The 24,426-nt window shown below is 49.8% G+C and carries 23 protein-coding genes; 6 read left to right on the top strand and 17 right to left on the bottom strand.

All coding sequences use genetic code 11. The features are described 5' to 3' along the window. Window positions 1-128: 128 nt before the first annotated feature. From RIC29_14515 to RIC29_14505, 3 genes are all read right to left on the bottom strand, one after another. On the bottom strand, window positions 129-260 hold the full coding sequence (locus tag RIC29_14515) for a hypothetical protein (GenBank protein ID MEQ8736136.1): 132 nt from the start codon (window positions 258-260) through the stop codon (window positions 129-131). A 154-nt stretch (window positions 261-414) separates the two neighbouring features. Next, window positions 415-2,796, bottom strand: coding sequence for a molybdopterin-dependent oxidoreductase (locus tag RIC29_14510; protein ID MEQ8736135.1), 2,382 nt, complete (start codon window positions 2,794-2,796; stop codon window positions 415-417). Between the two features lie 8 nt (window positions 2,797-2,804). Then, window positions 2,805-3,272 (bottom strand): (2Fe-2S)-binding protein, encoded by a 468-nt coding sequence (locus tag RIC29_14505; GenBank protein MEQ8736134.1) that lies wholly within the window; start codon window positions 3,270-3,272, stop codon window positions 2,805-2,807. A 274-nt stretch (window positions 3,273-3,546) separates the two neighbouring features. On the opposite strand from RIC29_14505, the gene RIC29_14500 reads away from it, so the two are divergent. Then, window positions 3,547-4,295, top strand: a protein-coding gene (locus tag RIC29_14500; protein MEQ8736133.1) for an IS5 family transposase whose coding sequence is annotated in 2 segments (ribosomal slippage) — window positions 3,547-3,889 and window positions 3,889-4,295 — 750 coding nt in all. Because the reading frame shifts where the segments join, the coding sequence is not laid out codon by codon here. A 9-nt stretch (window positions 4,296-4,304) separates the two neighbouring features. Here the strand turns inward: RIC29_14500 and RIC29_14495 are convergent. From RIC29_14495 to ribB, 6 genes are all read right to left on the bottom strand, one after another. Continuing rightward, entirely contained in the window at window positions 4,305-4,583 is a 279-nt protein-coding gene (locus tag RIC29_14495; GenBank protein MEQ8736132.1) for a hypothetical protein, read from the bottom strand. Window positions 4,584-4,617: 34 nt separating this feature from the next. Beyond that, window positions 4,618-4,899 carry a hypothetical protein gene (locus RIC29_14490; GenBank protein ID MEQ8736131.1) on the bottom strand — a complete coding sequence of 94 codons (282 nt, stop codon included), beginning with the start codon at window positions 4,897-4,899 and terminating at the stop codon, window positions 4,618-4,620. A gap of 520 nt (window positions 4,900-5,419) precedes the next feature. Then, window positions 5,420-6,124 carry an alpha/beta hydrolase gene (locus tag RIC29_14485; protein ID MEQ8736130.1) on the bottom strand — a complete coding sequence of 235 codons (705 nt, stop codon included), beginning with the start codon at window positions 6,122-6,124 and terminating at the stop codon, window positions 5,420-5,422. 144 nt (window positions 6,125-6,268) lie between these two features. Continuing rightward, complete coding sequence (locus RIC29_14480) at window positions 6,269-6,616, bottom strand: VOC family protein (GenBank protein MEQ8736129.1); 348 nt, start codon at window positions 6,614-6,616, stop codon at window positions 6,269-6,271. Between the two features lie 80 nt (window positions 6,617-6,696). Continuing rightward, window positions 6,697-7,413, bottom strand: coding sequence for a hypothetical protein (locus RIC29_14475; GenBank protein MEQ8736128.1), 717 nt, complete (start codon window positions 7,411-7,413; stop codon window positions 6,697-6,699). Between the two features lie 32 nt (window positions 7,414-7,445). After that, complete coding sequence (gene ribB / locus RIC29_14470; protein MEQ8736127.1) at window positions 7,446-8,585, bottom strand: 3,4-dihydroxy-2-butanone-4-phosphate synthase; 1,140 nt, start codon at window positions 8,583-8,585, stop codon at window positions 7,446-7,448. A gap of 183 nt (window positions 8,586-8,768) precedes the next feature. Here ribB and RIC29_14465 point away from each other — a divergent pair, with 183 nt between their 5' ends. After that, the gene (locus RIC29_14465; protein MEQ8736126.1) at window positions 8,769-9,845 is read left to right on the top strand and encodes an LLM class flavin-dependent oxidoreductase; all 1,077 of its coding nucleotides are present in this window, start codon (window positions 8,769-8,771) and stop codon (window positions 9,843-9,845) included. A gap of 112 nt (window positions 9,846-9,957) precedes the next feature. Further along, window positions 9,958-11,358, top strand: a complete 1,401-nt coding sequence (locus RIC29_14460) for an MFS transporter (GenBank protein ID MEQ8736125.1) — start codon at window positions 9,958-9,960, stop codon at window positions 11,356-11,358. On the opposite strand, the gene RIC29_14455 is transcribed toward RIC29_14460, so the two are convergent. From RIC29_14455 to RIC29_14420, 8 genes are all read right to left on the bottom strand, one after another. Further along, window positions 11,355-12,149, bottom strand: a complete 795-nt coding sequence (locus RIC29_14455; GenBank protein ID MEQ8736124.1) for an alpha/beta hydrolase — start codon at window positions 12,147-12,149, stop codon at window positions 11,355-11,357. The two genes, RIC29_14460 and RIC29_14455, sit on opposite strands and share 4 nt — an antisense overlap. A gap of 24 nt (window positions 12,150-12,173) precedes the next feature. Next, on the bottom strand, window positions 12,174-13,088 hold the full coding sequence (locus tag RIC29_14450; GenBank protein MEQ8736123.1) for a TauD/TfdA family dioxygenase: 915 nt from the start codon (window positions 13,086-13,088) through the stop codon (window positions 12,174-12,176). Window positions 13,089-13,121: 33 nt separating this feature from the next. Beyond that, window positions 13,122-14,828 carry a thiamine pyrophosphate-binding protein gene (locus RIC29_14445; GenBank protein MEQ8736122.1) on the bottom strand — a complete coding sequence of 569 codons (1,707 nt, stop codon included), beginning with the start codon at window positions 14,826-14,828 and terminating at the stop codon, window positions 13,122-13,124. Beyond that, window positions 14,828-15,673 carry a hypothetical protein gene (locus RIC29_14440; protein ID MEQ8736121.1) on the bottom strand — a complete coding sequence of 282 codons (846 nt, stop codon included), beginning with the start codon at window positions 15,671-15,673 and terminating at the stop codon, window positions 14,828-14,830. Before RIC29_14440 ends, RIC29_14445 begins: the two co-directional genes overlap by 1 nt. A gap of 25 nt (window positions 15,674-15,698) precedes the next feature. Further along, on the bottom strand, window positions 15,699-16,463 hold the full coding sequence (locus tag RIC29_14435; GenBank protein MEQ8736120.1) for an SDR family oxidoreductase: 765 nt from the start codon (window positions 16,461-16,463) through the stop codon (window positions 15,699-15,701). Window positions 16,464-16,476: 13 nt separating this feature from the next. Beyond that, the gene (locus tag RIC29_14430; GenBank protein MEQ8736119.1) at window positions 16,477-17,622 is read right to left on the bottom strand and encodes an LLM class flavin-dependent oxidoreductase; all 1,146 of its coding nucleotides are present in this window, start codon (window positions 17,620-17,622) and stop codon (window positions 16,477-16,479) included. Window positions 17,623-17,747: 125 nt separating this feature from the next. After that, complete coding sequence (locus tag RIC29_14425; GenBank protein ID MEQ8736118.1) at window positions 17,748-18,557, bottom strand: IclR family transcriptional regulator; 810 nt, start codon at window positions 18,555-18,557, stop codon at window positions 17,748-17,750. A gap of 53 nt (window positions 18,558-18,610) precedes the next feature. Continuing rightward, the gene (locus tag RIC29_14420) at window positions 18,611-19,534 is read right to left on the bottom strand and encodes a cyclase family protein (protein MEQ8736117.1); all 924 of its coding nucleotides are present in this window, start codon (window positions 19,532-19,534) and stop codon (window positions 18,611-18,613) included. Window positions 19,535-19,841: 307 nt separating this feature from the next. Between RIC29_14420 and RIC29_14415 the strand changes: the two genes are divergently transcribed. The 3 genes from RIC29_14415 (at window position 19,842) to RIC29_14405 (ending at window position 23,978) form a co-directional block, all read left to right on the top strand. Then, window positions 19,842-22,418, top strand: coding sequence for a TonB-dependent receptor (locus RIC29_14415; GenBank protein MEQ8736116.1), 2,577 nt, complete (start codon window positions 19,842-19,844; stop codon window positions 22,416-22,418). Window positions 22,419-22,420: 2 nt separating this feature from the next. Next, window positions 22,421-22,951 (top strand): flavin reductase family protein, encoded by a 531-nt coding sequence (locus RIC29_14410; protein MEQ8736115.1) that lies wholly within the window; start codon window positions 22,421-22,423, stop codon window positions 22,949-22,951. Between the two features lie 73 nt (window positions 22,952-23,024). Continuing rightward, window positions 23,025-23,978 carry an alpha/beta hydrolase gene (locus RIC29_14405; GenBank protein ID MEQ8736114.1) on the top strand — a complete coding sequence of 318 codons (954 nt, stop codon included), beginning with the start codon at window positions 23,025-23,027 and terminating at the stop codon, window positions 23,976-23,978. Window positions 23,979-24,426 lie beyond the last annotated feature (448 nt).

The raw sequence follows: 24,426 nt of genomic DNA, 5'->3' as shown, positions 1-24,426 counted from the left end.
CGCTCACGCGGCAGCCCACTGGTCAGTGCAATGCGCACCGCTTCCTGCTTGAACTCTTCACTATGCTTGATCATCTCTTCGGTCTCCTTGTACGAGTGTTTAACTCTAAAGTGACCGGCGCAAAACCGTTACAAGTCCAGTGTGACGTTTTCAATCAGCAGAGAGTCCGCTGCAGCAGAACTAAGCGGCAGGCCGGTCACCAAAGACAGGCTGAACAAAAATTGCGCGAGCTTTGCCCGAGGCCTTGATGGATGTCTCATGCCTAACCCTCCCCTTTAAGACACATGATGCTTTGTTTTAAAACACTAATCGACCTAAACAAGATTACACGCAAAGGTCCGCATATGGGGTGCACTTTCTGAGAGGTCGTACGCGGCACGGATGCCGAACTGAGTCCTCTCTAGTGGTTACGTCTTAGAGCCCTGCCTGTTGAAGGGCTCGGAGAACCCGCTCCTCGCGAAACGGGGCCCGGCGTATGCGAACACCGGTGGCATCATAAATAGCGTTGGCGACGGCAGCGATTAAAGGTTTGTGACTGGGCTCCCCAGCCCCGTAGGGCGGTAGATCGGGACGGTCAGGATCAGGGTCACCGTTGACCAAAACAACATCTATGGTCTCTGGCGTGTCGGAATGCCGAAGCGTAGGGTGCGAAAACCAGTCAATGCTGGTAACGTTGTCCGTGTCAAACTCGACCTCTTCCCAAAGCGCTCGGCTGAGGGCGTGCAGCATTGAACACTCAATCGTTCTCTTCAGCCCCTCCGGATTGACGACAAGGCCGCAGTCGTGGGCACAAACAAGGCGCTTGACCCAAACACGGCCAGTGCGGCGGTTGACTTCGACCTCGGCGATCTCGGCAACTGTGGTGTGGTTGCGGTAAGTGTATGCGAAGCCTCGGCCAGTAAGGATATCGTCAGATGTAAGGCTTAAATTTTGAGGTGCTGGCGATGGGCGGGCCGACCAACCATATGCTTCAGCCGCCGCTCGTATAACGGCGATAGAGCGGGCGCGCATGTGCGCATCGTCTTCGGCACTGTCTTCCATCAGCTTGAGGCGGAACGCAACGGGATCTGCACCGGCCGCTGCAGCTAATTCGTCAATGAAAGATTCGTAGGCGAAGGTTACCTGTGGCCCATTAGGATCGCGTAGGTTTCCGGTCCGCAATGGTGTTTCCCAAATCTGGGGAAGACCAATCACGTGCGTCGTCGTTCGCTGATTGGCAATGGCATAGCGCGTCGACGGGGCTGAGGCAAAACCTCGGCTGGGGGTTTCGGGCCGTCGGCCCATGAGTTGAGCCATCAGGACCGTATCGGCTCCATTGTATCCTAAATGGTTATGGGCAACCGCGCGGGCGTCGCATTCGAGAGCCACGACATTGCCGCCGTCGTCTAGTCCACCGCGTAGCTTAATGGTGTACGCTGGTCCTTTAGTGTCCCATGCCGTTTCCTCCTCCCGGGTCCATTGCATACGGACAGGGCGATTAAGTTCGTAGGCGAGGAAGGCCGCCTCGAAGCCGGCGTCATCTGCTGCCGTGCGGCCATAGACCTGGGGCCCGTCCATATAGACAACCCGCACCTGCTCGCGGGGCATATCCAGAAATTCGGCCACACCGTTGCGCAGACCGTAGGTTTTCATGTCGTTAGAGTAGATCGTCATTTGGCCGCCGGAGGGATCGGCTAAGGCATGCGCGGGGCCTATCGCCGTATGTCCTTGGAACGGGATTTCGTATTCGGCGTCCAACACTTGGGAAGCAGTGGCGAAGGCAGCCTCCGGGTCTCCTATAATGCGTGGCTCATCGCTCGCGGTGGGAGTAGCCGCGCGCATGTAATTGAATAATTCTTCCGACGCTGGAAACGGTGCCACTTCTGGCCGCGTCCACTCCGTCCGCAATTGCTGCGCGGCGCGAATAGCATTTTCTTCCCGTTCGCAAACTACCGCAATGTAGTTACCCTTGACGACGACGCGGATTAGTCCAGGCACATCGGTGACCGAAGTCTCATCTACTGACTGCAACGTCGCACCCACAAAAGGTGGCCGGACGTTGCGTGCATGGAACATACCTGGCAGCGTCATATCAACGGCCCATTTCAATGAGCCATCAACTTTTGCAGGAATGTCGTAGCGCTGTATCGATTGCCCGACGAAGCGTAAATCAGATACGGGCTTTAAAGGGGCAACACCGGTCGTGGCGTTTACATTACTGCCGTCGAGGGTGACGTTAAAACGCCTGCTGCCGAGAAGCTTTGCGTAGGTGATCGATTTTGAGGGTGCGGATTTGACGGTAATCGTTGCCTCACTCACAGCGAGTTGCGTCGAGGGTACGCCGAAGTGTTCGGCGGCTAGGTCAATCAAGATCCGTCGAGCTTCCGAGGCAACCCGGCGCGCGGGCCAACTATCGCGCTCCAACGCGTCGGAGCCGCCGGACCCGCCCTGATCGGGGGTAATATCGGTACTGCCCATGACAAGGTTGGTCTTATCGTAGGCCATATCGAGTTCATCGCTCATCATCTGCCGGAACGCTGTGCCGGTGCCTTGTCCCCCATCCGTTTTACCGACATAGAACGTCGCGGTATTATCCGGATGAATCACGATCCAGGTGTCGAGTTGGCGGAAATCGGGATCGGGATATGATCTCGCGGCTTGCGGATTATCCACTGCCGCACCCATTGTTGTGGCGCTAGTCAAGCTACTGACAGTGCAACTCACCACTAGGGCACCGGAGGTTTTTAGGAAGGACCGGCGTGACGCTGCAGAGGTTCGTCCTGGGAGGGCATCTTCGATCGTTTTTGGAAAAGGCATGTCGGCAGTCATTTGACAAACTCGCCGCGAGCTAAACGTTTAATCGCCGCCTGTACCCGGTAGTAGGTCATGCACCTACAAAGGACTCCGTCCATTTCCTCACGAATTTCGGCATCAGTTGGATTGGGATTTCTGTCCAAGAGCGCCTTGGCGGTCATGATCTGGCCGTTTTGGCAAAAGCCGCACTGCGGCACCTGTTCGTCGATCCAAGCCTGCTGCACCGGATCCAGCTCTCCATCCTTCGACAGGCCTTCTAAGGTCGTGATCTGCCCTTCCACATCTGACACATTCGTAGCGCAGGAGCGTGTCGCGACCCCATCAATAATGACGGTACATGCGCCGCACTGGGCAAGACCGCAGCCAAACCGAGGGCCTCGCAGGCCAAGATCGTTACGTAGGACGTAAAGGAGAGGTGTCGAAGGGTCCACATCTACCTCATGGGCTGTCCCGTTAACACGAAGTGTTACTTCGTTCATGACTCTGTTCTCCAGACTTGGGGCTACCTTAGCGGCAGAGCGTAATGTGAAGCTGTTTTGGGTTCAACTATAGCTAAGACGCATTTCAGACGGCATTGCCAGGCTAACTAATTTAGCTCAAGACATTGCACAATCCCTGTCGTCTAGGCAGCTAATTCACACCACTCAGCTAGAGCGTGGATGCGGTCGCAGAAATCTAGGGTGTGAACCCAATTCGATGTCTTGATTTCACCTAAGAAGGTGTGATTCACAGCCTCTTTTATTGGAGGCAAGAATGGCACGGTTTGATTTGACTGACGAGGAGTGGGCGGTGATCGGTCCGCTTCTTCCGAAACAGGGGCGGGGTCCTCAGCGGAAGGATGACCGTCAGGTCTTAAACGGTATCTTCTATATTCTGCGCACAGGTGCGCCGTGGCGTGATTTACCGGAGCGCTATGGCCCGCGCACGACGGTCTATAACCGCTACACGCGATGGGGTGAGCGTGGCGTCTGGAAGGGCATCTTCGATGCTCTCGCCAAGCAATGCGAGTACAGTCTGATCTTCATCGACAGTTCCATCGTCAAGGCTCACCGCGCAGCGGCTGGGTCAAAAAAGGGGAACTGGCAGAAGGTATTTGACGCTCACGCGCGGGGCGCACAAGCAAAGTTCACGTGGCCGTAGACGCCAAGGGCCGCCCGCTGCGGTTCGATATCACTGGTGGGCAGGTCCACGACAGTCAAGCTATGGGAACTTTTCTGGATTGGGAGACGGCACCGCTCGCCATTATTGCCGACAAAGCCTATGGCAGCGCTAAAATCAGACAGCAGATCGCTGATGAAGGAGCGCTGGCTGTCATTACTTCAAAGAGCAATGCACGAAATCCCATCCCACACGACGCAAACCTCTATGCCCAACGGAACATTGTCGAACGCTTCTTCTGCAAAATGAAAGATATGCGCCGATTAGCTACACGGTTCGAGAAAACAGCTAAAAACTTCCTCGCAATGCTCCAGCTCTTCGCAATAAAATGCTGGATCAATTGAGTCCAAACCCTAGTTTTTTAGTCCACTTAAGATGAGATTAGGTAGCTTAGAATCGTCCCAATCCATACGTGTGGTGCCTGAGCGCACAATCAATAGGCGTGCAGACGGAACAACGTAGAGACGCTGAGCACCAAATCCATCTGCAAAAAATACATCCGGCGCTAGATAGGGTTCGGTTGCCAGGGTAGTTACACCAGCGGTCCGGGAGTACGAGCGCTTTGCGATATAGGGGCTACCTAGCCAAGTTTGAAAGCCGTATTTTGGGTTTTGCGGTGACGGAGTGGTCATTTCTTTGATCCATTCCGCTGAAATAATTTGACGGTTAGCGATCCGACCTTCGTTGATTAATGCTTCGCCAATTCGTTCCGATACAACTTCTTAGGGAGCTACCAGCCACGGTGAATTGTTCAATTCCTAAAGTATCAATGAGGCTCATTAGCTGCGCCGCGATTTCTTCCTGCGTAACGATATAAGGTGGCTCTCCATCCATGATAGATGCGCCATGCCCGGCTAAATCAACAGCGACAACTCGCATGTTTTTTGCGAGCAAGGGCATGATCCAGCGCCATTCTGGTATCCACCCGCCTAATTTATGAAGGAGCACGATTGTCTTGCTACTTTCTCCTCCTGATACATAGCGGAGACGGCCCCCCGTTACGGGAATATATCCGCTGTCAAAAGCAGGAAGGCTGGTTTACTCCTCATAAGCCCTTGGTATTACGCTCTGCACAGCTTTGTTTTCGGCGGCTGTTGCGTTTCGTGTCAATGTTGACAGGCCAGCAAAAGATAACCCAGTGATGAGCGCTGAGCGCCTTGATCCATCTATTATTGCCATTCGCGTGCTCCTTCGCTGCGTAATACAAATTCTATTTCTTATTTTTTCGACGATTACCTATTTAAGGTCTCTCTGTGTTGGATAAAGCGACTAATGCACGATAATCGGACGAAATAATCTCTCCCTCTTAAATTTTATCCGCTAGCAACGGACTGCCTTTTTAGTAACGCCTTCCTTAAATTCATTTAGAAGGTTCGAACTTTCGGAAGCGGCGGAATCGTAGATGAAGCGCCAATATTAGAATGCCGTAATGGTCCAAGCAGCTATAGTAATTAGTATGAGCCTAGCATTAGGCATCTGAAGCAATTTCTATAAACATCTGAGCTGTTTCTACCGGCATAGTGACCATTGAGTCATGGCCGGTCGGCAGCTCCGCATAATTCCATGTTGGGTCATCTTTAAATCCTTGCAAGCGCGCTGCCTGCTGTTCAGTTAACGGTGGCTTATCGCTACAAAAAATAAAGGTACGTGGCAGGCCATCCGAACCGTCGTTTGGGAGCGCAATTTTTGAAAGCCAGGTTCCTGTTAATTGTGGTGTCAACCGCCGTTTTAACCAGGCGGCTTCTTCTTCCATATAGGCAGGGAGGCCAAACGTTGTGTCTGGAGGTGGTGCTAAGAAGCCATCTTGCAATGGTCCGAATATTTCTTTGATATCTTCCATAGTACGACCGTTGACCACTTGGTCGCCGTCCTTTGGAACACCGGCGTCAAGATAGATGGCATGAGCTATGCGGTCCTTCATGGCATCACACACACCTGATATAATTATACCGCCGTAACTATGGCCTACCAGAACCACATTCTCCAGTTCTTCCCATTTAATAACGTTGATGATGTCCTGCACATGAATATCAAGATTGACGTCAGGATGTCGTAGATGAATGCGCTCTCCGTGTCCCGTCAGCGTGGGTGTGAACACCCGGTGTCCCTGGTCTTGCAGATGGTTGCGTACGTCCCGCCAGCACCAACCGCCGTGCCAAGCGCCATGGACCAATACGAAAGTGTAGGGCGAAGCCTTCTTGTTCTGTGCTTTAGTCGGTACTCAAGCAAGGCCTACCGCTAAAGTCACAGCTGCAGCACCCAGATGTCTTCGCGTGATCATGCTATTCTCCCGTTAGGTCTCAAGTTGGTTATCTCATCAGAACGTGCGCATAAATAACTGAAACACATTACCATCGGGATCAATTATAGTTGCCGTCTTACCGTGAGTTCCCATGTTGCGTGTTATAGAAACGTCTGCGCCAGCTAGCTCAAGATTCTCTTTTACTTTGTCCAGATCACTTACTTCAAAAACCGGAAATGATCCTTGCTTATGGTTCGATACTTCCTCGGGTGCGGCTAGTGCGAAAGAACTGCCATCTGCATCGAATTGGATCCACTTGTCACCGTCCCGAAATTTTAGCTCTAAACCAAGTGCCTTGTTATAAAAGGCAAAAGATCTCTCCATATTTTCAGAGACCAGTATAACATTCTGTAGCTTTACCATCTGATTCCCACGCCAAAAAATTCTAGATGTTTACAGTTCAAGTTAGTTAGGATCGCAGAAAACTTGTCAGTTTCCCGCAACTAATCCCGCCACGATACGTCAGCGTTCTTGAGTAATTCGGGTCCGTTGAGTTCTTCAAATAAAGACACTCGTCCTTGCTTAAGGCGATCTGCGCGTTCTGAGACGGCTGCGTTCTTTTCTTCACACTCTTTTAGAACCTGACTGGCTTTCTCGGAGGGCACCACGCAAATACCATCCAAGTTTCCAAGTATAATATCTCCTGGGTTTATGATGGTGTTGCCGCACTTAATCGGGATGTTTATCGAGCCTGACCCGTCACACGGAGCGCCTTTCGGCTGTCTGGTGCGACAGAAAACAGGGACACCACTTCTAATAAGTGACTCTGCACTGCGAACTGCTCCGTCAATCACAATCCCTGCGACTTGTGAAGCCTTAGCCGAAATAGAAAGCGCGCCACCCCAGACAGACGCCTGGGTTTCGCCGTTAACAGATACGAAAATAACATCGCCCGGTTGGCATAATGTAATAGCGCACGCTGGCATCAGAATGTCAGGTGAAGTGAGATTGACGGTTACTGCCGGCCCTGCAAACGACCAATTGTGATTGAGTAGGGATGATATTTTAGGGTCTAGCAGGCCGTTTTCTCCGATGTAGTCAAAGACTATTTCACGCCGCAGTGCAGCGATACGGGAGACGATATCGGCATTCGGTCTGTTGACTTGTCGAACTATCACTTTGTAGTCGTGATCTTCCATATTGTTTTTTTTCGGGTTCAACTATTAAACCTAAAATTCTAAGTTGGTGAAATCTAGAGAGTTTTGCGCGCTAGAATGTGAAGATTGTAACCTTCAAGGGCGGCTAGTCTTGCCGTACTGTTGGTCAGCAGAACCATGTTATGAACACCCAAAGATATAAGGATTTGAGCCCCTAAGCCATAATCTCGCTGGGCTCTCTGCTCTTTCTTGTCGGCGGGCACCCTAGTAATAGTGCGCGATAAATAGCCAGGGTCCGGATCATTTATCAATACAATGATGCCGGGGCCGTCATGTTCAGAGATGCGTTGAAGTGCGGTTTCAACAGGATTTTGACTGTCTTGTTTTGAGTTAAGCAGATCCGTAAGGATATTAACGCGGTGCATACGGACCAGAGTAGGCTTGTCCGGAGATATAGCTCCTTTAATAATCGCGACATGTTCTGAACCGTTGAGTTCATTTCTAAATAACGTAAGCTTAAACTCGTCGGATAGAGAAGTCTCATAAGGCTGTTCATGGATTTTACGAACATGGCCTTCAGTTCTGCGTCTATATTCAATTAGGTTAGCGATTGTACCGATTTTAAGTCCATGCTCTTTAGCAAAAGGGATTAAATCTGGCAGACGCGCCATCTCCCCGTCGTCTTTCATGATTTCGCAAATAACTGCTGCCGGAGTAAGCCCAGACAATCGTGCAATGTCGACACCTGCTTCTGTATGGCCAGCCCGTATTAGTACTCCACCGTCCTTCGCGATTAGTGGAAACACATGTCCCGGCGTTGCGATGTCCTGGTGAGAGCTATTTTCAGCAATTGCTACACTAACCGTTCGTGCTCGATCATGTGCTGATATCCCGGTTGTGACGCCTGAAGAGGCTTCAATCGGTATTGTGAAGGCCGTCGCACGGCCAGATATGTTTTGTTGTGGAGAGGGCTTGAGTTTGAGCTTTTTTGCTTGATCGCTTGTTAACGCAAGGCATATGAGGCCTCTGGCATATCTAGCCATAAAGTTAATTTGATCAGCAGAAGCGAACTCGGCCGGAATGATAATATCTCCCTCATTTTCCCTGTCTTCTGCATCTACGAGAATAAAAGGTCTGCCTGCCTTTGCTTCATTGATCAACTCCACGGTGGTGGCAATTACGCTTTCGGATTCAGAAGCGTTTTCAGAGGTTGAAAAGTTGCCGTTAATATCCATGTCCGCGTCTCGCATCCCGCCTGCTTGAGGTTTTCCTATTACATTATAGACTCAATCCGTCTCATATAGTAAGACGATATCCCATTAAACGGAACTTATTGGGTGTTGGAATCTATAATTCTGCGGTCAAGTGCCAGCATGTAGCGTAAATCACCGGACCAAAATGATTGGGGTATTTATTAAATGAGCGTCGAAATTATTGGGATTCTTCCACATAGGTTTTACTCGGAAGTTTATGCTCATCCCCTATCTGAATTTGACCTTGAATTCCTCAAGAGTTGCGCGCAGGCGCATGAAGCCGCAGGATTTGATCGTGTGCTGATTGCAAACTCGGCAACGTATCCAGATAGTATTCCTGTGGCCTCTTGGGTTGCAGGAGTTACGAAAAAACTCAAATTGATGATTGCACACCGGCCGGGTTTCGTTTCTCCGACAATGGCAGCGCGGATGTTTGCAGCGATAGACCAGGTCAGCCAAGGCAGGGCTGGGGTTCACATCATCACTGGCAGTAACGATAAAGAGATGGAAGCGGACGGTGACTTTTTAACCAAGGAGGTCCGATACGAGCGCAGTTGCGAATATGTCGCTGTCATGAAGCAGATGTGGAGCAATGAAGAGCCTTTTGATCATGACGGAAAGTTTTACCGTTTTAACGGTGGTTTTGCTGCGGTCAAACCCGTTCAGAAGCCGGGTGTGACAGTTTTTTGGGGGGGGTCATCAGACAAGGCTCTAGAAATGGGGTCTCAAGTAGCCGATGTTTATGCCTTGGGTGGAGGGTCTTTAGATCGAATTAGTGAGATAGTCACCAGAGCCAAACAACTTGCCGCGAATCACGACCGAACGTTAGAATTTCTCATATCGATAAGGGTGGTGCTGGGCGATACCGAGGAGAGTGCTTGGGAGAAGGCGCATGCTATGTTGCATGATCTTGTCGAAGAGCATGCGTCTCAAGGTCGATTGGAAGTCCGTAAAGGCGAGAGTCGCGAACAGGCAATTGAGAGAACAATACAAGATGCAGCGGAAGGAAGTCGCGACGGCTGCGTTTGGTCTGCGTTTGGCAAAGTTCCTGTCGGTCGTCCCATCTCCAACTGTATGGTCGGTACCGTTGATCAAATCACAGAAACGGTTCTAAAGTATTTCGATGTAGGAATACGGCGCTTTATCCTCGCCGGTTATGATCCGACATCATATCCCCAAGAGTTCGGCAAATTGCTTCTACCTAGGCTTCGCAAAGAAATGGCTGACCGTGAACCTAGCTAAGAAAAATTTATAATATAAATATTAACTGGTTACCGGAAGTAAATCCGGTTTTCATTATCAGTCGCTTGGCTTCAAGAATTTAGAATTAAAACCCATTGTTTTGGTAGGCAGTATGACAGATCAAGCAATCACCGCCTCCCAGTCCCTTGGGACTCCCTTACCAAGAGCTACGATTATAAGGTATCGATTGGCCTACGGTATTGGTGCGATCGGCTACGCTGCAGGTCTGCAAGTCGTAAACGTCTTGCTATTAAGATTCATGACGGATGATCTCGCCATCGCGGCTTCTGTTGCAGGTACTCTACTGGCTATTACGCGCTTGTTCGATGCGGTTTCTGACCCTCTCGTTGGTTACATGAGCGATAGAACCCGAACGCCTTGGGGGCGACGGCGTCCATACCTAATAGTTGGTGCCATTGTCTTGCCACTAACTGTCTTCGGGCTTTTCAATCCGCCCGAAATCACTGGTATGACATTGGCGGCATATATGCTCGGGTTACTCATAGTACATGGACTTGCCTATACAGCTTTCGTTGTTCCGTATACTGCCGTTGGTGCAGAGATATTGGACGATTACCATGAACGTTCAACTCTTATGTCCTTCCGCGTCTATGGCGGATCTCTTGGTCTGCTGGTCGCTGCCACGATAGCGCCTTGGCTATTGGCAGCGTGGGGCGGTGGTCGATCTGCTCATGGCAACATGGGCCTTTCGTTAGCTTTTATAATTATGGTGTGCTGCCTGATCAGTGGTTTTTGCCTAGCGGAACGTAAACCAACTGACAAGTTCCGCAAACCTATGCCCGTCCGCGAATACATTCAGCTAGCTTTCGCAAGTGGAGCATTTGGACGCATTCTCATCGTTCATATTGTGTTTCAGATTGGGGTCGCCACAGTAGTCGTATCGACGGCCTACTTTTCGCGTTATGTGCTGCAAGTATCAGACTATTGGCTTGGCACGTTCTATCTTGCCAAGGTTGCGGGTAACCTTATTTCAGTGCCGTTTTGGCTATGGATTGCTCGATCAATAGATAAGCCAAAAGCATATATAGCGAGCTTGGCAATATATGGGCTCCTAAATTTAACGTGGCTCCTATCAGGTCCTGATGAAGCAATGACTCTAGTCGTCGGTCGTATGTTTCTTGTTGGTATAGGCATGGGAGGAGCCGTTTTGCTGGCGTATTCCCTGCTCGCAGATTTAATCCGATACGATCAGATTAAAACAGGTCTCGACAGAGAAGGGATGTTTTCGGGGTCTGTGACATTTATAGACAAGACCTCAGCTGCAATCGGAACTGCAGGTATTGGGTTTTTGCTGTCGGCTATGGGTTATGTCGCCGGTTCAGCAGATACCGTCTCTCAGCCCGATACCGCCATAGCCGCTATTTATGCGGGTTTTTGTGTCGTGCCAGGGATCGCCGCACTTCTATGTATAGCGGCAATGAGGAGTTACCCGCTTACGCGCGAAGTTGTTGAGCAAGCTGCTGCGTTAGAACTTCAAAAAACTGCGGATTAGTTTGTAGCTAGAAGCCAGAACTCTGAGAGGTTTTTAGCTAGAGTTCCAGGTGCCTCCATTGGCACAAGGTGACCAGCCTTTTCTATGGAACGAATAATAACGTTTTGAGCGCCACTGAACGCTTGCACAAGATCGTCGTACGACACAATCTCATCGCTCTCGCCACATATCGCTAAAACAGGAGCCTTGAGACTGCGTGCACGTCCAATCACGTCTGGGTAATTGGCCAGTAACGCCATGAGAGCGGTGGTTGTTTCAGATGAGGTCGACTTTACCGCATCAATGACGGTTTGACGTACACCCTGGCTTGCTTCTGAAGTGAGCATGCGACTAACAAAAGCTTTCGCAAATTGATTTTGATCGTGCTCTAGAATGATAGACTTCGTCCTAACGTCATCTGAGGCAATAGCGGTTCTTTTGCTAAGACCACCGACCCCGATGAGACATACGGTACGAATAATCTCGGGAAACGAGTGAGCTAATTCGACGGCAACGCCACCACCGAGACTGAGACCGATCACATCGATCGAACAACTAGGACTTATATCTTTGATTTCGAGGCCAACGGCTTCTGCCAATCTTGGGAGCGTAAGGGGTGATCCGTCGAGTGGCTGTGAGCCCCCAAAGCCTGGCAGATCAATTGCTATACAACGCCGATACTGTTGTAATTCCTGCATTAAATCTATGAAAATACTCCGGTTAAGTAGGCCTCCATGCAAAAACAGCGCGACGCGACCGACGCCGCACTCCGTGGCAGCCAACTTTCCTAATATGAAATTCTGTGTCGGCATTTCGCAGATAGTATTACGTCAATTTTAGCGCCCTTTTCGAAAATCGTCAGGGAGAGTCCATGCTTCGGAAACTCCCTGGAACACCCGCAATGTTCGACGTTTGGTTGAGTCCAAAGGCTTTCTCATATGCTGAAGGCCGACGTTATCCCAAAAGACAATGTCTCCAGTTCTCCAATGATGTTCGTATACATATTCATCGTGGTAGGAGTGACTAAATAGTATGTCGAGAAGTGATTGACTATCAGTCTCGGGGAGACCAATTACCCGCGATGTGAAGTTTGGATTCACGTAAAGACACTTTCTACCCGTTTCCGGGTGCGCGAGTAGGATTGGGTGAGATGCCGATGGAGCCAATGTGTTCGATGAGCCATCATCGCTACGGTATTTGCTTGAGTCATGGATAGCAAATGCGTTCTCCAGTCGTGACCTCAAAGTCTGAGGCAGTGTTTCGAGAACCGCATACATATCGCAAAAGTATGTACGCCCGGCTTCGGGATCCACTTCGAGCGCTTCCAAGCAACTAATTGTCTTGAGGCGGTGAAGATCAGCTTGGTCATTGTGCCATTCTAATTCACGGTTTCCGAGACCTCCCATTTTCTTACCATCTTCCTCGACGTTAGAGAGGTTGAAACGGCTGCCGACCTCTTCTGCGCCTTCTTCGATATATTCGGGCACTAATTTAGCCAGACGACGGAAGTGCTCTTTGACCTCTGGCGTATTCGAACTCAAGTCACCAAATGCAGAAAAAAACTGCTCTATGTCCTCATCTCCCGGGGTCGGATGGCCACGACTGACCAGGACATGGTGTTGAGCGAGCGCACGTTTTAAGGCGGCTACAATTTCGTCAGACGGCGCATTTCGGAAATCGATTCCTTCGATGCGGGCGCCAAAAGGAGCGAATGTTTCGGATATATGTGGAATTGTAACTGTATTGAGCATGTGCGGTCCCTCCTCAGGGTAAGCATAAAACATTCAGACGGGGCGATCACCTTTTTCAACCGTCAAAGTGCGACTATCCGCTGCCGGCAACATTTTGCCAGGATCCCGCGTCACGACGACATCAATGACGAGTGGTATGTCACGCGGTTTTGCAGCAAGTTTAATAGCGGCAGCCAGTTCACTTGGGTCTTCTACTCGGATACCATCGCATCCATAGGCCTTTGCGACATCTGCATAGTCGAGTTCCGATAAATCACTCGATTGGTAATTGCCTTCTCCATACACGGCGTGTTGTAGCGCCTTAACGTATCCGGATGCGGCATTATTAATCACTATCAGTGCAAAACCAGCGCTAGCCCGGCGGGCGGTTTCTAGGTCACCGACCGCCATATTAAAGCCGCCGTCCCCAGTCAGACCAATGACAGGGCGATCGGGCGCAGCAAGCTTGCAGCCAAGACTTCCTGGCAAGCCATAGCCGATCGAGGCCATGCCACGTCCAGCCACAAAGCCACGTCCATTACGTTTGGTGTCGTAGAGCAATCCTGTCCAGTGACTCGCAAAACCACCATCCGCTACCAATATTCCATCTTCGGGCCAATGGGCATTTAACTCACCCATTATACGCCCGACATTTATAGGTCGCTCAGAGCTCTGGTAACGGTCTTGAGCGTCGGTGCGCCATTTTTTATGTTCAGCGACTACTTCAGCCAGGTATTCCTTGCGGATACTCTTTTTATCCAGGGCATCATAGATGTCCTCTAGTCCACAACGTGCATCGCCAAAAAGAGCCACGTCTGCGGGTCGCCATCTGCCGATTTCTACTGGTTCAATATCAAGATGGATCATTGGAATGCCAGGCCCAGGTAAACTATAGCGCTTGGTTGCGATCTCGCCGAGCTTGCATCCCACAACTAAGACACCGTCGCTCTTTGCGATAAAGTCGTTTGCAATTCGATCATACCGTCCGAAGAGACCTAACGAGAGAGGATGGGTACATGCAATTGCCCCTTTGCCGCTCAGTGTGTGTGCTACCGGAATGTCGTGACTCTCGGCCAGGCTTTGCAATGCGTCACAGGCTTGAGAAATATGGATGCCACCACCCGCAAGAATGACTGGTCGCTTTGCGCTTGCGAGTAATTCTGCTGCGCGTTCTATGTCTGCTGCTGCAGGGCGGCATCGAAATGCAGGCGTCTTAAATGGTGCTGGGTTGCCTGTTAAAGCGGCTTCTTCCTCGGTAAGTTCAGCATGGCTAACGTCTTCAGGTACATCGACGACCACAGGCCCAGGTCGACCTGTGCAGGCCAGAGAAAACGCATACCGCATTAATTCTGGGATACGCTTTGCGTTCTCAATCCGAACGACATCTTTGGCAACGCTTCGAAGAATTTGAGTTTGCGTTGTCTCTTGAGTCATGTTTCGACCTGCAAAATCTCTGTGGGCATCGCCCGTAATTGCGATCAGTGGAACGCCTGCATTAAAGGATTCAGCAAGCGCGGTTGTAAGATTGGTAGCTCCTGGTCCTAAAGTCGCATCACAAACACCCGGCTGACCTGTGATCCGGGCATATGCATCAGCGGCGAATGCACCGGTTCGTTCATCGTTAATCAATATATGACGAACGCCGAGTTGACGAACTCCCTCGTATAGTGGGAGCAACTGAAAACCACCCATGCCAAACATAACTTGGGTGTTCTGCAGCTTCAGCATTTCAGCGATTAGACGACCTCCGGACAAAGACATTATAAACTCCGTTCTGTACTAGGAATGAGACGCAAGCGATCTACAGATTCGATTGTAGAAAGACCCGGGGTCACGCCACGCGTCATGGCAATTTTATTGCAGGCAGAAATTTCACCGGTTTCCCAAGTCGACGTGGCATCACCGATTTTTGCTGTATTTGCTGATACGGTCGCCGCCGCGATGCCTTGGGAGGCAAGGGCATCCAGACGACCAATGCCAGCGGTATCAATTCCTATACCAGCGTCATTAAAGACAGCGTAAAGTACCGGCGCCTTGATTGCTTTGCTCCAATCGCCACCGATAAGGCCTCCGTGCGATCCCGTAATTACAATGTGACCCGCGTCTGACGGTTGGACTAAGGAGGCAGAATCGAGCAACCACACTTCAATAAGTCCCGTCGCTACACACCGACGAATTTCTTCTGTTGGTGATACGTCAAAACAATCTGGTGTTTGGGCCGAGGCCATTATTTTAGCTGCTTCTTCGCATCTTAAATCTGGCACCACTCCAATTTGACTCGCTAATTCGTTGCAGTGAGAGATGCGACCTCGAGTCATCATATCTGCGCCATCACCGATCCGCGCCGTATTGTAACCGACTGTTGCGGCAGGAATGCCGATAGAATTAAGTAATTTGAGCCCCGAGATTCCAGCGCCGTCTAAGCCAATGCCAGCGTCATTAAAGATGACTCCGATCGGATTATGATTGGAAGCAAAGCGTGCGGCGATAAGACCACAATGAGAGCCATTAACGATCACGGGTCTTCTTGATGAACCCGGTACCGTCGTGATGCTATCGGCAACGATGATGGGAGCATTAGTCAAAGCAGTTGGTTCAATCGACACAGCCTCACCATAGTCTCGGTTCGAATTAAACAATGACGCCAGCGCTAGTGTGAATTACTTGTCCAGTGATTTGCCGGCTGCTTGGTAAGCACAGGAATGTAACTGTCGCGGCTACGTCTTGCGGCTCAGAAACGCGGTGAAAGAAATTTGCCAACGGCCCGGTACGGACGGCTTCGGCCATTTCATCCTCATTTCTTAGTCCATGCTGCAGCGGCGTTTGAGTGATACCCGGTGCGACTGCGTTAACGTTGATGTTGTATTTTCCCAGTTCTGCCGCGGCTGCACGGGTCAAGGCATTAAGCGCAGCTTTAGAAATACCATAGCTTGGGCGACGACCGGGAGCACGAGATCCTGAACTTGAACTGATGCTCACAATCTTGCCACCGCCCTTTTCCGACATATGGCGTCCGACAAGACTAATCAAGAGTCTGGGTGCTTCGAGATTGACAGCGATAACATGGCGCCAATTTTCAAAATCAAAGTCTATAAGGTTGTCTTCAATGCCACTTAAGGAAGCAGCATTAATCAGAACGTCAATTCCACCAAATGTTTCAATAATCTCTAGGGTTGCGCTTGTAAGGCTTTTAGGCGAGGTCATCTCAACACTAAAATGTTTCGCTTGGCCACCCGCAGCTTCGATCTGTTGACATGTTCCAAGCGCCGCCTCTTGATCATGGTCTAGTATCGCGATGCGAGCACCGTGTTCCGCTAAACTCAAAGCACAAGCCTGGCCAATGCCACGTCCAGCACCGCTGATCAAAGCGATTTTACCTGACAAAGAATTTGTCATTTAAGTGTCCTGACTATGCCTGGGCCGATATGGGTAAGTGGTCTGATTGTGGTTCGTCATCTAACAAGCGTATAGATGGCGCAACGTCTTCAGCAAAAGCGCGCATCGAATCTTGTCTTTGAGCGAAAGTCCCCCAGTCGCGACCGGTTACGAACAAGAACACCCCAAAACCGCCTGCCTTTGTATAGAAATCTTGAATACGCTCCTCAACCGTTTTGGCCGATCCAATGAACATGAGGCCGCGATCAAGCAGTTGCGAGAATCCTACATCTTCCAATTCTTCGCCTTCATTCATCCACGCTTTAAAATTAAAAGGGAAATGTTTCTTGTTGAAGTCTATGTGAAGCTTCCAATCTTTTTCGACCATCGATATGGCCTTTTCATCAGAGGCTCCGATAAAAATTCCACGGACGGCTGTTGTGTCGGCGCGCTTTGGTCCTTGATGCCCAGTCGGCGCAGAGTTTTCAAAGTTTGTCGCGATACGATTAATTTCTGAGGGTGTCGCAAATTGAGATGTAAGCAGTTTGAAGCCACGTTCAGCAGCCATTTTGAGAACTATTGGATTGCCGGTCGCTACCGAAATGGGCGGGTGAGGGCTTTGAACCGGTTTTGGATAAACTTGAATGTCCTTACCTGAATAAAATTTACCTGAATGATTAACAGGTTTGTCAGATGTAAAAATTCGATGAATGAGATCGATTCCCTCAATCATCATTTCATGGGTATCATCGAAGTCTGTGCCACGTTGTCCCCAACCAGAAACAGGGCCACCCCTGCCAAACCCAAACATATATCTGCCGTTGGTAAGTTGGTCTGACACTGCGATCTCAGTTGCGACTTGAACTGGATGGTAAAGAGCCAAACGGCGGATCGCCGGTCCTAGCCGAATGTTCTCAGTTACCTGAGCGAGAGCAGCAATCATGTAATCTGGTGAAGGGAGAGCATCGGGAAGCCAAGACGACCCAGTATGTTCACTTATCCAGCCTTCATCGAAGCCAAGACGGTCAGCGAGGACAGCTTCGTCGATGTCCTCCTGCCATGACTCGACTACTTCGCTCCGGGCACGCTGCTGGTTACAAAAAAAGCCTAGCTTCATGAAATTTATCCCCGGTGTATCTGACGCCGGCAAAAGATCATCGGTGCGCCACAAATCAATCATTACTGTTCCGTTTAATGGAACGTCGTCCCATTATTCAGAATGAAGTGTTGATTGTCAATGGCTCGGTGATTGTGGGTATTCCAAAGGTTAGAGTTTTTATGTCAATTTGTAAGCTTGCTATTTGCTCATCCGGTCGGTTGCAGTCGGCGCAAAACACGTGGCGTTACAGAGCCAAAAGACTCCGCTAGTTTTTGAGCAAATGACTCAGCTTCCTCCTTGAGAGACGCTAAAATCCATTCCGACCGTTCCTTGTCAAGACGAGCGGAAATAGCCGCGACGCTAAGAGCGGCGACAGCAACATTGTCAGTGCCTAGCACAGGCACGGAGATTGAACTCATGCCTGGTATTATGCGGCCATCTGTGCGCGCATATCCCTGTTTTCGACATTTCTCGACGAGCTTGAGAACAACATGTTCCTCAAGACCAGGATGCTTATCTGCTAAACGCGCATTTGCTTTGATGATGCTCGGAACTTCGTCCTCGGGCAAAAAGGATAGAAGGGCAAGTGAGCCGGCACCGTATCCTAGTGGTCTGCGGTCGCCAACGGCTAACGTCATGATCTTGATTGGATAAGAACCTATGCCCCGATCGACGCATACAGCTTCCATCCCCTGGCGCAAGCTTAAAATGACTGTGTCGCCAGTGGCAGCGACCAATCTGTCTACGTACTCCATGCCAAGTTCCGCAATGCCGTGCCGGTTTGCGGCAATCTCTCCAAGTGAAACGAGTTGATACCCTAAATAATAAGCCCTCGTGTCAGGGTCTTGATCAATTAACCCGCTTCCGACAAGCGCAGCCAGAAGCCTGTGAGCGGTTGATTTGCCTAATTTAGTGGCTGAGACGACATCCGCCAGCCTTGCGCCTTTTCCTTTGTGTGATGCTACCAGCTTCAAGATACTGACAGCCCGTTCAATGCTTTGTACTGCCTCGGTCATTTGACTGCTTTCGTTGATCCGGCCCGCACTGGGCCTTGTATTGATAAGTTAACTTAAAGTAGGGCGATGGGATTTACGGGAAACCCAGTCCCACCAACCAGTCTAAGCGGAGCAACTGTTAGCATGAAGTCATAATGTCCGATCTCCCAGCACGCCTCAGAGAGTTCGCATAGAGAGCAGTTGTCGATTAACGCGACTCCTAGTTCATGAAGTGCGGCGTGGGGAACATATGGCCAGCCAATTTCAAATGGTTGGACATCCATTAGATCCCAAAACAGTGCTGCAATATCATTCTCTTTAAAAAAACGTAGCGATGTGATGCTTAGTCCGGGATGTGGGTCTGATATGGGATTCCAGTCGGGGTTACTCTCCTCTAGTGCGTCTCGCCCACAATGAATTACGATCGCGTCACCGGGCTCTATTTTGATATTCTGTTCTTCGGCAATCTCTTCCAATTCCTTGGCATGAACGGGCTCATTGAATGCCACGTGTTTTGTTTTTCGATGGCGCACAACGTCCAAAAGTACACCCCGCGTTGTAAGTCCATCTCTCCAGTGCTCAATGCCACCAAATTTACTACCACGCGGTGTGACCTCGACCTCATGAGAGCGGCCGTTCCACATTCCCCTATCTCCCCAGCCATGGCAGAGGGCGTCAATGTGGGTGTTTTGGTAACCGTGCACGTGAAATGCGACATAATCACCCGCACCACCGCCCTCTCCAGGGGCACGCTCAAACCATCGAACAAAGTGTTGAACGGGCTGGGGATTCTGTGCACCTGGAGCGGTTTCCAAGTCACGAGCAAGCGAGATCGCTCTTCCCGTTCTGACTTTTTTAGCCGCATCTATGCGTTTTTGTGGTGTAATTAAATTGAGTGCGCCAACCTGATCATCCGGCCCCCAACGTCCCCAATTGTTATTCTCTTTTAGCCAAGCGCGTGCCTGTTCACGCGATGGTGCTTGGTCTTTCGGCATCATCAATTGGTTTCCCTTACATCGGCGTGTTCGTATTTATTAGAAAAAAATGTCCCACAATATGGAACAAGTATCTAGTTAAGATTTTTTATCTCTCCCAAGGCGCATCCGAGGACCACTCGTTCCAACTTATAAAATGTACGTTTAACGACGTATTCTAGGGCTTTGGTCGTCCAACAAATACTCACACAGCTATTTAGTGAGTAATAAATTTGACGCATGCTCTTGATTAATTCTGTAATATGGAACACGGTATCATGTAGCGGAACGATTATTTGTCTTAATTGATGAGGCCTGGGGAGGAATCTAAATGCTCGTAATTGGCGCTAAGAGGAATTTTTACGGAGCTACTGTCGGATTATTGACGTGCGCTTTCATTGCTTCAATTTCAGCGGAAGCTGCGGCGCAACAGGTGGCGCTTGAAGAGATCGTTGTAACCGCGCGCAAGCGGGCGGAAAGCCTTCAAGAGATCCCGGTTGCGATATCAGCGTTCTCTGCCTCGCAATTGGAGAATCTCGGCTTCGATAACTTGACCGATGTATCACAGTTTACGCCGGGTCTTGAATACAACCAGCAAGGCGTACAAGCGCCAGGTCGAATTTATACTCAAATCCGTTTTCGTGGCATGGGGACAGAAATCAACGAACCATTCGGACAAGTAGGATCTGCATTTCTTGATGGCATTTATATGGCGTCAGGTGTGTCTAGTATTGGTGTCGAAAACTTAGAACGCGTTGAGGTTGTCAAAGGCCCATCTTCTGCTTGGTTGGGTCGTAGCACATTTGCCGGTGCCATCAACATGATCACTAAAACGCCAAGTACTGAGGAGTTTTCTGGTCGTGTGACAGGAGAATACGCAGAGTATGGCAGCTATGATTTTTCCCTGGGACTTGAGGGACCAATTGTAAAAGACCGGCTAGCCGTTCGTGTGTTCGCGCAAGGCTACGGCACCGATGGCCAATATACTGCCTCAGATGGCGGTCAACTTGGGCAAGAGCGCACGGATTCTATTTCTGGAACTCTATACGCCACACCTAATGAACGGCTCGAAATTAAACTCAATGCGTTACACGCCGAGGATAAAGATGGCGGAGTTCCTGCTGTTCTGTTTAGCGGTCCGAACGGACGTCGTGGGACTGACCTAGGTCTAACCAACTGTTTTGCTGACGGTGTAACATCACCGACGCTGTTCAAGTTGAATGATCCGGCACTTGGCGCATTAACAGATTTCGTATGTGGCGAAATCCCAAGCCGCCTTGACTTGGTTGATACGAATACAACTATTAGCCCTGACTTGCTCGAGTTTTGGAACACGGTAGTTCCATCGAGAGATGATGTTCCGTCTCTTGACCGTGTCGGTAACCACCGTAAGCAGGTTCGATTCTCGGCATCACTCGACTATGAATTACCCTTCGAAGGCGTGCTCGCCAATTCCACACTCTCGGTTTTAGCTGGCCTTGGCGAAGAAAACGTCAATACGATTCGCGACGCCGATATGACAGGTATTAACAACTGGTATGCGCGTGCTCCTCAACATATTTCTACACAGCAATATGAAGCGAGGATCACATCAGATCAGGAGAATGCGTTAACATGGCTTTTGGGTGTAAGCCTTTTCGATGCAACTTTCACGTCACAATTTGGTGGAACAGCAGAGCCTGTTATCGGAATAGATGGCGGAATTACTACAGGGCCAATATTCACAGCGTTCGATCTTGATGTTGCGCTTGGTGGTACTTCAGATGGCTTCTGTCCTTGTGTCTTGCCTCCGTTTCTTCCCGACCCAATAAATCAGGGTAAAACGTTCGGCGTCTTCGGTAGTCTTGGCTATCAGGTTACCGAAGAGTTTGCTGTTGATTTCGAATGGCGGTGGCAGAGAGATAAGATAAGAACAGAGAGTGCCACTCCCCTTACAACTCTAGGGATTGCCGCTCCTTTCTTGATTGGGGAAGGGGACCAAGGTACGATTCTGGGAGAGCAGTTCACTACATTCCTCCCCCGTGTGACACTTCAATATCAACCGACCGATGCAACTAATGTTTGGGCAACTTTTTCCCGTGGCAACAATCCAGGGTTCTTTAATGCTGGCCTAACATCACTTTCGGAAGCTGACGCGACTCTTTTGCTTGCTGAAAACCCTGATACCACTTTGTTCCTTGATGAAGAAAAACTCGATAATTATGAGCTCGGCTGGAAACAATCATTCTTGGAGAATAGGGCCAACATCAGTCTTGTGGGCTACTACATGGAATGGAAGAATCAGAAGACTCGTACCGCAGTTATCTACACAGACTCCCTTGGGCGGGAAAGTAACGTCAGCGCAGCTGTTGGAGGCTTCTCAACAGACCTCAAGGGATTTGAGTTTGAAGGTTCAGCTGCAGTCACAGATAACCTGACTATTGATGCGTCGGTCAGCTGGGCTGATGCAGAATTCAAGGATTTTGAATGTGGGTTTACTGATGACTATGCGCCGGCTAACGCAAACGGAATTCTCGTGTGTGATGGCAACCGGCCGATCCAATACCCCGAATGGAGCGGGACTTTCTCCGCAACCTGGGTGGACGAATTGTCTGCGGATTGGAACTATTTCTCCAGAGTAGATGGAATATACAGAGGCAAGCGGTATGTCGATGAGCAAAATTTTGCTTATATTGGTGACGCTTGGTTGTTCAATCTACGCCTAGGCATTGAGAGCGAGGATTTGCGGCTCGAGGGCTTTGTGACAAACCTGTTCAACAACAAGCAATACACAGGCGGAGCCCGCTGGAGTGACTTCTCGGCCGATCGCAATACGATTATTCCTCTGGAGGCATTTGTTCAGCAGGCTATTGCACTTAGTCCGCCTGACCTGCGTACAGTTGGGGTTCGGGCTGCGTTCGACTTCTAATTATGCCAAGCATTTTGCAGTCTGGATGTAATCCTGAGGGGCATTCCGTTGTTATTGATAAGGCAGTGGCCCCTCTGGATCTAAGATCGGCTCTTGCCCGCTTTGCAACGGGCGTGACAATCGTCACCGCCTATAGCAATGACGGCTCCTATTTTGGGATGACAGTTAATTCGTTTACGTCGTTGTCACTAGAGCCTCCACTGGTGATGTGGAGTATAGATCGAAACGCTTCGCTTTATGATTCGTTTCAATCCGTCAACAGGTTTGCCGTAAACGTCTTGTCGGAGTCTCAAAAAACTCATTGCATGCAGTTCGCCTCTAACTGTGAGGACCGTTTCTCCGGTGTTGATATTGGAGTGGATGGAAACGGTGGGCCGCACATCAACGGAGCCCTCTCTACGTTCGATTGTACGATTGAACAGCGGCACAATGCTGGAGACCACCAGATAATAATTGGACGGGTAGAGTCGTTATTCTATCAGGATGGGCGACCGCTCATTTTCTATTCGGGCGAATTGACTTCTTTAACATAGCCTATCGAAATAGGTGAACAGGTCGCATAAAGTGACATCATACAGTCCTTCTTTACTTTGGGTGAAGCTATCCGTGTACTTGCTACTTGCAGTTCTTGTATGCGTATCGCTTGGAATCGTGTGGTCTAAGTACGACAGTAGACCATTGACGCTTAACCAATTGCGCTCGAAGTACGCGTTGCCAAAGTCCGAGTTCATATCACTAGCAGGCCACGACATTCATGTTGTTGATGAAGGCAGCGGACCAGTTCTAGTCCTATTACATGGCAATGCGAATAGCCTCTGGATATGGAATGATTGGGCTACCCAATTTGTCGAGAGAGGTTACCGTGTCATTCGTTTCGATTTGCCAAGCTACGGATTATCGGAAGCAGTTCATAATGGGCAGCTAGGAATCGCTGCAACCTATGAGGTTTTGGCTTCGTTGCTGGAATACAAGAAGGTTGTGCGTTCTGTTCTTATAGGGACTGCCAACGGAGGCCCCCCGGCGGCTTGGTACGCTGCCAATCACCCTGCTAGTGTGGCCGGGCTTGTCTTGATCAACACGCCTTTCTACCCGGCTGAAGGTGACACTGGTGTTCTTGGCAGAGAAAGGTGGGCGCGGGAGCATATTTATCCGCTGACAGGTAGGCCGTGGTTAGCCGATTGGCTCTATGTCAGGGATCTGGCCGGCAAGGGCCAGTCAGTCGACCCAGAATTTGTGTCTCATATACATGATATCGATCGACGCGCAGACATTGCGAGTTCATTGAACTCATATGGCAGCAGTTTTTCGTTCCCGGAGCTCAAATTGAACCCTGAAGGTCTGTCTAATCAAGCAATGCTAGGCCAACTAAAATTACCGACTCTGATTATGTGGGGAGAACGAAGCTTATTGCCTGTCTCCGAAGCCGATCGGCTGGCTGGTCTATTGCAAAGTGCGGACGTGAACGCAGTAAAATACGGTGACGGGGGGCACTGGTTGCCAATTTATGACCCGACTAGAACGGGTGGGGATGTTCTAAAGTTTCTAGGTTCGATTGAGTAACCTAGTGGCCGTGGCAAAACATAGAGCAACCAACCGGTTCAGCGCGGCGTGTAAGTCAATTATATTATTGCTGCAAAATCTATTCGATAATTCTCCCGGTGTTATCGGTGACGATCTGTCGAGGGTGCAATTTTTGGCATTTAGCACAAGATTAGACAAAAAGGCATTATTAGACTGACATAAGTGATTCGATAAGATGTCAGCACCATAGTTGTTAAAGAAAATAACAAACTCTATTCGCACAGAGTAATCCACGATTAGTTTTGGCGCTATTAGCGTTATTTAGACCTAGCTCTAATATCTAGAATGTTTTGACCTGCCCCCACTAAATCGGACCATGTTTGGCTGGAATTTTCCACTTATTATCCCTGTATTGGGAGAAGGAGAATTCCATGAAGAAGTCGAAGTTTACGGATGCACAGATCGCTTTTGTGCTGCAGCAGGCTGA

It is taken from the genome of Rhodospirillaceae bacterium (genome assembly GCA_040219235.1).
Lineage (GTDB): Bacteria > Pseudomonadota > Alphaproteobacteria > Rhodospirillales > Rhodospirillaceae > WLXB01.
The sequence above is the reverse complement of the archived record's forward strand: the minus strand, read 5'-3'. Positions and strand labels throughout refer to the sequence as shown.